Source organism: Plantibacter lichenum, assembly GCF_050587525.1.
Classification (GTDB): domain Bacteria; phylum Actinomycetota; class Actinomycetes; order Actinomycetales; family Microbacteriaceae; genus Plantibacter.
On the sequence record NZ_JBOBFT010000007.1, the window covers coordinates 236,254 to 249,369 of the forward strand.

10 protein-coding genes are annotated in these 13,116 nt (G+C 66.2%); 4 read left to right on the forward strand and 6 right to left on the reverse strand.

Annotated elements, in window-relative coordinates; genetic code table 11:
* The first annotated feature begins 91 nt into the window (after positions 1-91).
* Complete coding sequence (locus tag ACQ3HB_RS11820) at positions 92-886, forward strand: amidase domain-containing protein (protein ID WP_430920251.1); 795 nt, start codon at positions 92-94, stop codon at positions 884-886.
* A gap of 63 nt (positions 887-949) precedes the next feature.
* Here ACQ3HB_RS11820 and ACQ3HB_RS11825 read toward each other — a convergent pair whose 3' ends face one another.
* The 3 genes from ACQ3HB_RS11825 to rpoB form a co-directional block, all read right to left on the reverse strand.
* Positions 950-1,738: a hypothetical protein gene (locus ACQ3HB_RS11825; protein WP_430920252.1), complete on the reverse strand. Its 789-nt coding sequence runs from the start codon at positions 1,736-1,738 to the stop codon at positions 950-952.
* 137 nt (positions 1,739-1,875) lie between these two features.
* Positions 1,876-5,757, reverse strand: coding sequence for a DNA-directed RNA polymerase subunit beta' (locus ACQ3HB_RS11830; RefSeq protein ID WP_430920253.1), 3,882 nt, complete (start codon positions 5,755-5,757; stop codon positions 1,876-1,878).
* Positions 5,758-5,802: 45 nt separating this feature from the next.
* Positions 5,803-9,294: a DNA-directed RNA polymerase subunit beta gene (gene rpoB, locus ACQ3HB_RS11835; protein ID WP_430920254.1), complete on the reverse strand. Its 3,492-nt coding sequence runs from the start codon at positions 9,292-9,294 to the stop codon at positions 5,803-5,805.
* Positions 9,295-9,686: 392 nt separating this feature from the next.
* Between rpoB and ACQ3HB_RS11840 the strand changes: the two genes are divergently transcribed.
* From ACQ3HB_RS11840 to ACQ3HB_RS11850, 3 genes are all read left to right on the forward strand, one after another.
* Positions 9,687-10,538 carry a spermidine synthase gene (locus tag ACQ3HB_RS11840; RefSeq protein ID WP_430920255.1) on the forward strand — a complete coding sequence of 284 codons (852 nt, stop codon included), beginning with the start codon at positions 9,687-9,689 and terminating at the stop codon, positions 10,536-10,538.
* Positions 10,539-10,672: 134 nt separating this feature from the next.
* Positions 10,673-11,191 carry a SprT-like domain-containing protein gene (locus ACQ3HB_RS11845; protein ID WP_430920256.1) on the forward strand — a complete coding sequence of 173 codons (519 nt, stop codon included), beginning with the start codon at positions 10,673-10,675 and terminating at the stop codon, positions 11,189-11,191.
* A gap of 34 nt (positions 11,192-11,225) precedes the next feature.
* Positions 11,226-11,756: a DUF1697 domain-containing protein gene (locus tag ACQ3HB_RS11850; protein ID WP_430920257.1), complete on the forward strand. Its 531-nt coding sequence runs from the start codon at positions 11,226-11,228 to the stop codon at positions 11,754-11,756.
* 40 nt (positions 11,757-11,796) lie between these two features.
* On the opposite strand, the gene ACQ3HB_RS11855 is transcribed toward ACQ3HB_RS11850, so the two are convergent.
* Genes ACQ3HB_RS11855 through ACQ3HB_RS11865 form a run of 3 tightly spaced genes read right to left on the reverse strand, consistent with a single transcriptional unit; the run spans position 11,797 to position 13,115 of the window.
* Positions 11,797-12,219: a VOC family protein gene (locus ACQ3HB_RS11855; protein ID WP_430920258.1), complete on the reverse strand. Its 423-nt coding sequence runs from the start codon at positions 12,217-12,219 to the stop codon at positions 11,797-11,799.
* Between the two features lie 37 nt (positions 12,220-12,256).
* Entirely contained in the window at positions 12,257-12,775 is a 519-nt protein-coding gene (locus ACQ3HB_RS11860; protein WP_430920259.1) for a DinB family protein, read from the reverse strand.
* A 37-nt stretch (positions 12,776-12,812) separates the two neighbouring features.
* Positions 12,813-13,115 (reverse strand): DUF427 domain-containing protein, encoded by a 303-nt coding sequence (locus tag ACQ3HB_RS11865; protein ID WP_430920260.1) that lies wholly within the window; start codon positions 13,113-13,115, stop codon positions 12,813-12,815.
* Between the last annotated feature and the right edge of the window lies 1 nt (position 13,116).

A 13,116-nucleotide genomic window follows, 5' to 3' on the forward strand; every position in this document is an offset into this window, starting at 1 on the left:
TGGAGGCACGTGTTCGACCGGCTCCTCCCCCGTGCCGGTCGGCACGCCTCTTCGCCCCACGCCTCTTCCCCACGCCTCGGAGCCCCACCGCATGACGCCTCGCCATTCCGCGAACCACCCCTCTGACACCGATTCCGGCGCGCAGCGGTCCCGCGTGAGCCGGCGGACGATCGTGGTGTCGGCTCTCGCCGTGACCGGGTTCGCGGCGTGCGTCGCCTTCGGCGTCGCCGACGTCCAGCGCGCGACGTCCGGCGCTTCAGGCGTCCAACGGACGGCGGGCGCATCCGAGCTCGTGCCCCCGTCCGCGACGCCAGCCCCGTCGACCGATGCAGTGCCCGCGGCCGCCGGGACCACCGCCGACCCCGCCGGCACCGGCATCACACCGGCGTTCGATCCGGCCCTCCCCGAAGCCGTCCGGACGCAGATGGCGTACGTCGCGGCCCACTGGAACAGCTACAACCTCGCCCACTACGGCTCGCTCCCCGACACGGATTGCGCGAACTTCGCGAGCCAGAGTCTCCTGGCCCGCGGCTGGACCATGTCGGAGGACTGGTGGGCCGAGGGGTCGGCGGACGACTTCGACTTCTCGAAGGCCTGGGTCAGCTCGACGTACTTCATGTACTACGCGGAGGACCACCCCGAGCTCGCGACGGCGCTCGACGACACGCAGCGTGCGCAGGTGAAGGTCGGCGACATCGTCCAGTTCGACTGGGACAGGAGCGGCGACCGCGACCACACCGGCATCGTGACCGCTGTGGTCCCCACGGCCACGGGCATCGACATCCGCTATGCGGGGCACACCGACGACACCGTCGACCGTTCCGTCGACTGGGCGATCACCGAGTACCACCCCGGTGGCGCCGTGTACTACTGGAGCATCGCCTAGCGCTGTTCCCCTGCTCCCGGCCGCAGATCGGCTCGCGTGCGCTGACGAAGATCCTGCCGCGGATCAGGAGGGGAAGAGCGACTTCACGATCGTGTCGGTCCAGCCGGTGAGCGCGATGTTCGCCCAGCGGGTCGCGACCCACGTGCCGTCCCTCAGGAAGTGACGCTCGCCCACGTCGGCACCGTCACCGCTCTGCTCGATGGAGCACGTTGTGCCTCCGTGCTCCTCGGTGCACGTGAAGCCCGCTTCGTTCATGCGGGCGAGTGCTGCGGCCTGGCGCTCAGCCGCCACGGCCGCGATGTTCGTGAGGGTGAACACCTCTCCGCCACCACTCGCCTTCGTCAAGGTGCAGTTCAATCGGCCGGACGTCGTCGAGAGGAGGTCCTGCAGCGCAGCATCGTTCGAGCCGATGAATTCGGTGTCGATCGTGTCGTTCGTCCAGGCCGGATTGAGCGCGAGGAACCCGTCCTTCGTGAGGTCCTCGATGTACCCGGCCGGAAAGAGCTCCGGACAGGTGGCGGGGATGACCGGGCCGCCGGCGACGGGCGGATTCGACGGCTCCGTGGTCGGTATGTCCGTGGGATCGGCGACGGGAGTGCTGCTCGAGGGCAGGCTCGGCGTCGCCGCCGGCGCACCGCCCAACTGCCCGAACACGATGAGACCGACCATCACGACGAGCGCGACCGTCAGAGCACCCGCCGCGACGCCGAGGATGATCACACCTCGGTTCCGCTTGGGGCGCGCGACCGGCTCATCAGCGGACACGACGGGGGCGCCCGCCGGCTGGTGGGGAACGTGCTCCGGCTGGTGGTGCGGTTCGGCTGGTCGCTGCTCGCCGTCGTGATCAGTCATCCGACCAGGATGTCTGAGCCCGGACTGCCATGCAACCCGGGCCACCCCTGACATCGCGGTGGTATGGACCCGGCGCCGGGTACGCCGAAGGGCCCGCCTGCCGAAGCAGACGGGCCCTCACGACGTGCGACCGAACCCTAGTTGTAGTTCCCCGGGGTGAAGTCGTCGGAGCTGAAGCTGTCGAAGTCGACGAAGCTCAGATCGGACTCGTTGAACGCGCCGTCCTCACCGAAGATCCGGTTCGGGTAACGCTCCGCCTTGGCTTCTTCCGTCGCCTCGACGATCACGTTGCGGTAGCGCGGCAGACCGGTACCGGCCGGGATGAGCTTACCGATGATGACGTTCTCCTTGAGGCCGACCAGCGGGTCGCTCTTGCCTTCCATGGCGGCCTGCGTGAGCACACGCGTGGTCTCCTGGAAGGAAGCGGCCGACAGCCACGACTCGGTCGCGAGGGAGGCCTTGGTGATACCCATGACTTCCTGACGAGCCGATGCCGTACGGCGACCCTCGGACACGGCCGAGCGGTTGAGCTCGGCGTAGCGCAGCCGGTCGACGAGCTCACCAGGCAGCAGGTCGGTGTCGCCGTGGTCGACGACGGTCACCTTCCGCAGCATCTGGCGCACGATGACCTCGATGTGCTTGTCGTGGATCGGGACGCCCTGCGAACGGTAGACGCCCTGCACACCACCGACGAGGTGCTTCTGCACCTCACGGACGCCCTGCACGCGCAGGACTTCCTTCGGGTCGACGGCGCCGACGTGGATCTTCTGACCCAGCTCGACGTGCTGTCCATCCTCGACGAGGAGGACCGCACGCTTCAGCACCGGGTAGATGACCGGCTCGTCGCCGTTGTCCGGCGTCAGGATGACCTTGCGGGCCTTGTCGTTCTCGTCGATCGTGATGCGACCAGCGGCTTCGGCGATCGGAGTCGCACCCTTGGGGGTACGAGCCTCGAACAGCTCCTGCACGCGGGGCAGACCCTGCGTGATGTCGTCGGCCGATGCAGAACCACCCGTGTGGAAGGTACGCATCGTGAGCTGGGTTCCCGGCTCACCGATCGACTGTGCGGCGATGATGCCGACGGCCTCACCGATGTCGACGAGCTTGCCCGTGGCGAGCGAGCGGCCGTAGCAGGCTGCACACACACCGACGGTGGACTCGCACGTCAGGACCGAACGGACCTTGATGTTCTCCACACCGGCGGTCACGAGCTTGTCGATGAGCACGTCACCGACGTCCTCGCCGGCCTCGGCGACGACGGTCCCCTTGGGGTCCACGGCGGCAGCGGCGAGCGAACGGGCGAACACGGAGTTCTCCACGTTCGGGTCGCGCACCAGGTTGCCCTGGCTGTCGACGTTCGCGATGGCGAGCTCGAGACCCTTCGACGTACCGCAGTCGTCTTCGCGGATGATGACATCCTGCGAGACGTCGACGAGACGACGCGTGAGGTACCCGGAGTCGGCCGTACGGAGAGCCGTGTCGGCCAGACCCTTTCGAGCACCGTGGGTCGCGATGAAGTACTCCGCGACCGACAGGCCCTCACGGTAGGAGGAGATGATCGGGCGAGGGATGATCTCACCCTTCGGGTTGTTCACCAGGCCTCGCATACCCGCGATGTTGCGGATCTGCAGCCAGTTACCACGAGCACCCGACGACACCATGCGGTTGATGGTGTTGTCTTCCGGGAAGTTCGCGCGCATGGCTTCAGCGACCTTCTCGGTGGCTTCCGTCCAGATCTTGATGAGCTCCTGACGACGCTCCGTGTCGGTGGTCAGACCCTTGTCGAACTGGCTCTGGACCTTCGCGGCCTGCTTCTCGTAGCCCGCGACGATCTCGCGCTTGTTCGGCGGCGTGAGGACGTCGCTGAGCGCGACGGTCACACCGGAACGGGTGGCCCAGTGGAAGCCGGCGTCCTTGATGTTGTCAAGGGTCGCCGCGACGACGGTCTTCGGGTAACGCTCCGCGAGGTCGTTGACGATCGACGACAGGTTGCCCTTGTCCGCGATGTCCTCGAAGTACGGGTAGTCATCCGGGAGCGCCTCGTTGAAGAGTGCGCGACCGAGCGTGGTCGTGACGAGCGCCACACCGCTGCCCTTGTAGCCCTCGGGCGCAGCGCCCTCGGCGAAGGTGATGTCGTGCAGGCGGATCCGCACCTTGGCGTTGAGGTCGAGCGAGCCCTGGTCCTTGGCGAGGATCGCCTCGGCGACGGACGAGAACGCACGGCCTTCACCCTCGACACCGCTCTTGAGCGTGGTCAGGTGGTGCAGACCGACGATCATGTCCTGCGTGGGCAGGGTGACCGGGCGTCCGTCGGACGGCTTCAGGATGTTGTTCGAAGCGAGCATCAGGATGCGAGCTTCGGCCTGGGCCTCGACCGACAGGGGCAGGTGGACAGCCATCTGGTCGCCGTCGAAGTCTGCGTTGAACGCAGCACACACGAGCGGGTGCAGCTGGATGGCCTTGCCCTCGACGAGCTGAGGCTCGAACGCCTGGATGCCGAGACGGTGCAGCGTCGGTGCGCGGTTGAGCAGCACCGGACGCTCGCGGATGATCTCCTCGAGCACGTCCCAGACCTCGGGACGGCTGCGCTCGACCATGCGCTTCGCGGCCTTGATGTTCTGAGCGTGGCTCAGGTCGATCAGACGCTTGATGACGAACGGCTTGAAGAGCTCCAGAGCCATCTGCTTGGGCAGACCACACTGGTGCAGCTTCAGCTGCGGGCCGACGATGATGACCGAACGGCCGGAGTAGTCGACGCGCTTGCCGAGGAGGTTCTGACGGAACCGACCCTGCTTCCCCTTCAGCATGTCGCTGAGGGACTTGAGCGCACGGTTACCCGTACCGGTCACCGGACGACCACGACGACCGTTGTCGAACAGTGCGTCAACGGCCTCCTGCAGCATCCGCTTCTCGTTGTTCACGATGATCTCGGGCGCACCGAGGTCGAGCAGACGACGCAGACGGTTGTTGCGGTTGATCACACGACGGTAGAGGTCGTTGAGGTCGGAGGTCGCGAAGCGGCCACCGTCCAGCTGGACCATCGGGCGCAGTTCCGGCGGGATCACCGGGACGACGTCGAGGACCATCGCGGCCGGCGAGTTGCCGGTGATGAGGAACGAGTTGACCACGCGCAGACGCTTGATGGCGCGGATCTTCTTCTGACCCTTGCCTTCCGCGATCTGGTGGTGGAGCAGCTCGGACTCGGCAGCGAGGTCGAAGGACAGCAGGCGCTTCTTGACGGCCTCTGCACCCATGTACGCCTCGAAGTACAGGCCGAAACGGTCCTGCAGCTCGTGGAACACGGCGTCTTCCGGCTTCAGGTCGCCGACCTTCAGGTTGCGGAAGTCCTCCCAGACGCGCTCGAGGTGGGCGATCTGCTCGTCGTACGACTTGCGGGTCTGACCCATCTCCTTCTCAGCGGCGTCCTTGGTGCGACGCTTCTGCTCGCTCTTGGCACCTTCGGCCTCGAGGACGACGAGGTCGTCTTCGAGCTTCTTCAGGCGGTCCGCGATGCGCGAGTCGCGCTGGTCGCCGAGGGTCTTGATCTCGAGACGGAGCTCGTTCTCAAGGCCGGGCATGTCCTGGTGACGTGCGTCCTCGTCCACATCGATGACCATGTAGGCCGCGAAGTAGATGACCTTCTCGAGGTCCTTCGGCGCCATGTCCAGCAGGTAGCCGAGACGCGAGGGAACACCCTTGAAGTACCAGATGTGCGTGACGGGCGCGGCCAGTTCGATGTGGCCCATGCGCTCACGGCGCACAGACGACTTCGTGACCTCGACACCGCAGCGCTCACAGACGATGCCCTTGAAGCGGACACGCTTGTACTTGCCGCAGGCGCACTCCCAGTCACGGGAAGGTCCGAAGATCTGTTCACCGAACAGACCGTCCTTCTCGGGCTTGAGGGTGCGGTAGTTGATGGTCTCGGGCTTCTTGACCTCACCGTGCGACCAGGCACGGATGTCGTCTGCGGTGGCCAGACCAATGCGAAGCTCGTCAAAAGTTGTGACGTCGAGCAATGTATCTCCTATGAAAGGTTTCGTCAGTCTCTACAGTGGTCAGGCTTAGATCTCGTCGATCGACGAGGACTCGAACCTGGAGGAAATGTTGATGCCGAGCTCCTCGGCGGCGCGGAACGCGTCGTCGTCGGTGTCGCGCAGGCTCACTGCGGTGCCGTCGGCCGAGAGGACCTCGACGTTCAAGCACAGCGACTGCATTTCCTTGATCAGCACCTTGAAGCTCTCGGGGATACCGGGCTCCTGGATGTTCTCGCCCTTGACGATCGCTTCGTACACCTTGACGCGGCCGAGGATGTCGTCGGACTTGATCGTGAGGAGCTCCTGCAGTGCGTAGGCGGCGCCATAGGCCTCGAGGGCCCACACCTCCATCTCACCGAAGCGCTGTCCACCGAACTGCGCCTTACCACCCAGCGGCTGCTGCGTGATCATCGAGTAGGGACCCGTGGAGCGTGCGTGGATCTTGTCGTCGACGAGGTGGTGCAGCTTCAGGATGTACATGTAGCCGACCGACACCGGTGCGGGGAACGGCTCACCGGAACGACCGTCGAACAGACGGGTCTTTCCGCTGGAACCGATCAGACGGTCACCGTCGCGCGTGACGTTCGTCGAGTCGAGGAGACCAGCGATCTCCTCCTCCGACGCGCCGTCGAACACGGGGGTCGCGACCTTCGTGTTCGGCTCGGCCGAGTGCGCCGCGGCAGGGAGCTTCTTGGCCCAGGCCGGCTTGCCCTCGACGTTCCAGCCCTGCTTGGCGATCCAACCGAGGTGCAGTTCGAGCACCTGGCCGAAGTTCATTCGACCGGGGATGCCGAGCGGGTTGAGGATGATGTCGACAGGGGTCCCGTCCTCGAGGAACGGCATGTCCTCGACCGGCAGGATCTTCGCGATGACACCCTTGTTGCCGTGACGGCCGGCGAGCTTGTCGCCCTCGGTGATCTTGCGCTTCTGGGCGATGTAGACGACCACACGCTGGTTGACGCCTGAGCCGAGCTCGTCGTCGCCGTCCTGTGCGTCGAACACCTTGACGGCGATGATCGTGCCGGCTTCACCGTGGGGAACCTTGAGCGAGGTGTCGCGCACTTCGCGGCTCTTCTCATTGAAGATCGCGCGGAGCAGACGCTCTTCGGCGGAGAGTTCGGTCTCACCCTTCGGCGTGACCTTGCCCACGAGAATGTCGCCGGGGCGAACCTCTGCACCGATGCGGATGATGCCGCGCTCGTCCAGGTCCTTCAGGAGCTCCGGGCTGACGTTGGGGAGGTCACGGGTGATCTCCTCCTTGCCGAGCTTCGTGTCGCGAGCGTCGACTTCGTACTCTTCGATGTGGATCGAGGAGAGGACGTCGTCCTTCACCAGGTTCTGGCTGAGGATGATCGCGTCCTCGAAGTTGTGACCCTCCCACGTCATGAACGCCACGAGGAGGTTCTTGCCGAGCGCGAGCTCGCCGTTCTCCGTCGCGGGGCCGTCTGCGATGACCTCACCGGCTTCGATGCGGTCGCCTTCCGAGACGATGACGCGGTTGTTGTAGCTCGTGCCCTGGTTGGAGCGGTCGAACTTGCGCAGGTAGTAGGTCTGCGTTCCACCCTCGTCGAGCTGGATGGTGACGGATTCCGCCGACACCTCCTGGATGACGCCGGCCTTGTCGGCGGTGACGACATCGCCGGCGTCGATGGCTGCGTAGCCCTCCATACCGGTGCCGACGAGCGGCGAGTCGGAACGGAGCAGCGGAACGGCCTGACGCTGCATGTTCGCACCCATGAGGGCGCGGTTCGCATCGTCGTGCTCGAGGAACGGGATGAGCGACGTCGCGACGGAGACCATCTGACGAGGCGACACGTCCATGTAGCCGATGCCGTCTGCGGGGAAGAGGTCGACCTCGCCGCCCTTCTTGCGGGCGAGCACGCGGTCCTCCTGGAAGTGGCCGTCCGCCTTCAGCGGAGCGTTGGCCTGGGCGACGATGTAGTCGTCCTCTTCCATGGCGGTCAGGTAGTCGATGTCATCGGTCACTCGACCGGCGACGACGCGACGGTACGGGGTCTCGATGAAACCGAACGAGTTGATGCGCGCGAAGGATGCGAGCGAACCGATCAGACCGATGTTCGGGCCTTCAGGGGTCTCGATGGGGCACATGCGGCCGTAGTGGGACGGGTGAACGTCTCGCACCTCGACGCCTGCGCGCTCACGGGACAGACCACCGGGTCCGAGGGCAGACAGACGACGCTTGTGGGTCAGGCCCGCGAGCGGGTTGTTCTGGTCCATGAACTGCGAGAGCTGCGACGTTCCGAAGAACTCCTTGATCGCGGCGACGACGGGTCGCACGTTGATCAGGGTCTGCGGCGTGATCGCCTCGATGTCCTGCGTGGTCATGCGCTCGCGGACGACGCGCTCCATCCGGGACAGACCCGTGCGGACCTGGTTCTGGATGAGCTCGCCGACGGCGCGGATGCGACGGTTGCCGAAGTTGTCGATGTCGTCCGTGTCGAGACGGAGGTCGACGGGCTTGCCGTTGCGCACGCCGGGCAGCGTGGTGGTGCCGCGGTGCAGGGCGACGAGGTACTTGATCGTGGCGACGATGTCGTCGACGGTCAGGACCGAGTCGCTGAGCTGCTTGTCGAGGCCCAGCTTGTTGTTGATCTTGTAGCGACCGACCTTCGCGAGGTCGTAGCGCTTCGAGTTGAAGTAGAAGTTGTCGAGGAGCGCACGTGCGGCCTCGGCAGCGACCTGCTCGCCCGGACGGAGCTTGCGGTAGATGTCGCGCAGCGCGTCTTCCTTGGTGAGGATCGTGTCCTTCTCGAGCGTGAGCTCGATCGACTCGTAGCCCTGGAACTCCTGCAGGATCTCCTCGCTCGACAGGCCGAGGGCCTTGAGGAACACGGTGACGGACTGCTTGCGCTTGCGGTCGATGCGGACGCCGACCTGGTCGCGCTTGTCGATCTCGAACTCGAGCCATGCGCCACGGCTCGGGATGATGCGAGCCGAGAAGATGTCCTTGTCGGAAGTCTTCTCCTGAGCGGACTCGAAGTAGACGCCCGGGCTGCGGACCAGCTGGGAGACGACGACGCGCTCGGTGCCGTTGATGATGAACGTTCCGCGCTCGGTCATGAGCGGGAAGTCGCCCATGAAGACCGTCTGCGTCTTGATCTCACCGGTGAGGTGGTTCATGAACTCTGCTTCGACGTACAGCGGAGCAGCGTAGGTCTTGCCACGCTCCTTGCACTCGTCGATCGAGTACTTCTCCGGCTCGAGGTACGGGTTGGCGAAGCTGAGCTGCATCGTCTCGCCGAGGTCCTCGATGGGGGAGATCTCCTCGAAGATCTCGTCGAGGCCGCTCTTCGTCGGCAGGTCCTGCCTGCCGGCCTGGGTGGCTTCAGCGACGCGTGCCTTCCACACGTCGTTGCCGACCAGCCAGTCGAAGCTTTCGGTCTGCAGAGCCAGAAGGTCTGGAACCGTCAGCGTGTCGGTGATCTTCGCGAACGAGAGGCGGGATGCTCCGCGGCCGTTCTTGGGTGAGTTGGTGGATGCGTTGCGCGCAGCAGCCAAGGGATAACCTCCGGGGGCCTGTTGGGGGCCGAGTTACTGGTCGTCAGTGGAGTTACTCACAGATTCGAGCCGGTGACGGAGTGAACCGTACACGCGAAGCCGACCGCAATATGAAGGCAGGAAAGATCTGGGAGCGCAAAGAACAACTATAGGCCGGAAATCCCGGCGTGTCCAGTCTTTGCTTGACGAGTTTTCACATCTCCGGTATAACGTCCAGCTGTCGTCCTGCCCCTCCCCTACTGAGGCCACCGCAACTCCTTCGATTCGGACTGTCCGGATCCGCGGATCCCCGTGTTTCCGGGGATGCGGACCGAGCCGCAGTCCGGATTGAAGGAGTTGTGCTCGATGGGAGGGCGGCGCGGCGGGCAGACACGGAGGCATACAGTTGGAGGATGGACGAGCCACAGGTACGACTCGGGGTCAGCGGCTACCTGGCGAAGATCGAAGCCGACCGCTTCGTGCCCGGAACCTTCCAGCTCGTCGTCGACGGAACACCGCAGTCGCACGTCAACCTCGACAACCCGGAAGAGTTGTTCTTCGAGTACGTGCAGCGGATCGGGCACATCATCGACCAGATCGGCACGCCCGGACGACCGATCACCGCCGTCCACCTCGGCGCCGGCGCACTGACGCTCCCCCGCTACGTCGAGGCGACGCGGCCCGGATCACGGCAGCAGGTCGTCGAACTCGAACGGGAACTCGTCGAACTCGTCCGCGAGCACCTCCCCCTCCCCAAGCGCGCCCAGATCCGCGTCCGCTACGGCGACGCGCGCGAGATCGTCGCCAAGCTGCCGCCGGGACTCCACGGGACCGTCGACCTCGTCGTCGTCGACGTCTTCAGCGGAGCGAACACCCCGGCCCACGTCACGAGCACGGAGTTCTACGCGTCGGCCGTGGACCTGCTCGCGCCGGGCGGCGTCATCGTCGTGAACGTCGCCGATGGCCAGGGCCTCGCCTTCGCGCGCGGTCAGGCCGCGACGCTCGCGAACTCGGTCGCGCACGTCGCAGCCCTGGCGGAGACGCAGGTCCTCAAGGGCCGCCGCTTCGGCAACGTCGTGCTCGTCGGCTCCAACACCGAACTCCCCCTCGACTACCTCCCGCGCCTCATGGCCGCCGGCCCGCACCCGGCCAAGTCGGTCTCCGGCCGGGAACTGCGCGACTTCATCGCGGGCGCCTCCGTGGTGACCGATGCGACGGCGGTCCCGTCGCCGAGTCCCGGCAAGGGGATCTTCCAAGCGAAGTGAGCCGAGCGGGTCGACGGCGCGGGGCGGACACGGCGATCACCGACCGGTCGCATCCCCGTCACGGAGCGGACTCGATCGGAACGCGACACGCGACGCGGGACACCGATGTCGGCGGCCGGGAGTACCCTGACCACATGGCAGAACTCGGCCGGGTCACCGCATGGGCACAGGCTCTCATCACGCTGCACCTCGACCCTGCCGTGTGGACGTTCGGCTTCGACAACGCGAAGCGCCGCGCGGGCCTCTGCAACTTCACGACCAAACGCATCACTGTCTCCCGGTACCTCGCCGCGCGGTACGAGGACGATGAGATCCACCAGATCCTCCTGCACGAGGTCGCCCACGCGCTCGCCGGTCCCCGCGCGGGCCACGGGGTGAAGTGGAAGCGCATCGCCGCAGAGCTCGGGTACGAGGGCTCACGCCTGCACGACGGCGAGACGGCCGACGAGCTCGCGCCGTGGGTGGGCACCTGCCCGGCAGGCCACCTGCTCTACCGCCACCGACGCCCCACCCGCACGACGTCGTGCGGCAAGTGCTCCCGGTCCTTCGACCCGCGGTTCCTCCTCACGTGGGAGCACCGCGAGGTGACGCCGTCGATGCGTCGCCGCGCCGCGGCATCGGACGGCTCCGACACCGGTCGCGCGGGCGCCTGACGTGGCCGCGACGACGACGCCCAGGGAACGATGGGTGGCGTTGCTGCGCGGCGTCAACGTGGGCGGGATCACCGTCAGATCCGCGGACCTCGCGACGATGATGACGGGCCTCGGATACACCGACGTGAAAACCGTGCTCGCGAGCGGCAACGTGCTCTTCACCGCAGACGGCACCTCCCCCGGTTCAGCAACGGACGCCAATGGACTGAAACGCGACATCGAACAGGCGCTTGCCGACACCTTCGGATACGAGGCGTGGATCGTGCTGAGCTCCCAGGGAGCGCTCCAGACGGTCGTCGACGACTACCCGTGGGAGGAGACGCCGGAGCTGCAGCCATACGTCATGTTCGGGTCAGAGCAGTCGTCGCTCGACGAGCTCCTCGCGTTCACGAAGACGCTCGACGACCAACCGGACCGTGTGCAGGAAGGCCACGGCGTCCTCTACTGGGAGGTGCCGAAGGGCATGAGCGTCGACACCGCGTTCGCGAAGGAGTCGGCCAAGAAACGCTACAAGGCGACGACGACCACGAGGAACGTGCGCACGCTGCGCAAACTGCTGCCCTGAGCAGCGCTGCCCGGTCGATGCCGCCAGTCGGCACCACGCCTCACACGTCGCCGGCGATGCAGAACTCGTTGCCCTCCGGATCGGCCATCGTCTGCGAGACGGGCCCTCGATCCGCGGTGCGCCACAGTCTCGTCGCGCCGAGCGATTCGGCCCGCTCGACCTCCACTTCGAGTCCGGCGGATCCGGCCGGCAGATCGAGGTGGACGCGGTTCTTCGCGGACTTCCCCTCCGGCACGAGCTGGAAGTACAGGCGCGGGCCCACACCGGCTGGATCCCTCGCAGCAGCGACTTCCCGGAACGCGCTCTGCCCGTCGATGACGATCCTGCCGCTCTCCGGCAACCGCCCGTCCGCGACGAGTTGGTCGACGAACGCCCCGTGCCGCTCCACCTCGTAGTGCAGGAGCGCAGCCCAGAACGCGGCCTGCGCGTGCGGATCAGCCGTATCGAACGTGACCTGGATCATCGGTGCTCCTCGTCGTGACGTGCGTCGGCGCCGACGGCTACTCGCCGGTGACCCCGTCCAACTGCTCGCGCAGGATGTCGATGTGCCCGAGGTGGCGCGCCGTCTCCTCGATGAGGTGCAGGATGATCCAGCGCAGCGAGAAACGGCCGTCCCCCGCGGCGCTCAGGTCGTCGAGGGAGTACTTCGATGCGACCTCGCGGGATTCTGCGCACGCGAGTTCGTAATCGGCGATGATCTCCTCGAGCGAGTCCTCGGCGGTCACCCGGAATTCACCGTCCGGATCCTCGTCGGAGTAGTGGACCGGAACGAACTCCTGCCCGTCCATGTCCTCGCGGAACCAGCTGCGCTCGACGTCGGCGAGATGTCGGACGAGACCGGAGACCGTCGTGAGACTCGGGAGCAGGCGCTTCGCCGCATCGGCATCGCTCAGCCCGCGCGCCTTCCAGACGACCGATGCGCGCTGATGGTCGAGGAATGCTTCGAGCATGGGACGTTCGTCGCCCCGCTCCGGCCCGCGCGGACGGTCGTCGGGCCGGAGCTCGGCGGAGTCGCTCATCGGGTCGCCTCGGCGTCCGGGCAGCTCACGCGGGCGATCAGTCGGTGACGGTCACGCCGGGCGCGAACGCGACGTAGCCGGCGAAGTCCTTGCCGACGCGATCGAACGCGGTGGGGTACGGGTTCGGGTAGCTCCACGCCTGGTCGACGGCGACGTCGTCGCCCTGCTTGATGCTGAAGTACTGGCACTCGCCCTTCCACGGACAGGTGTAGGGCGTCGGGCTCTCGACGAGGAGGCCCTTCGTCACGCTCGACGGCGGGAAGTACCAGTTCCCCTCGATCTTGATGAGGTCCTCTTCAGGGGCCTCGGCGACGACGGTTTCTCCCAGGAGTGCACGCATG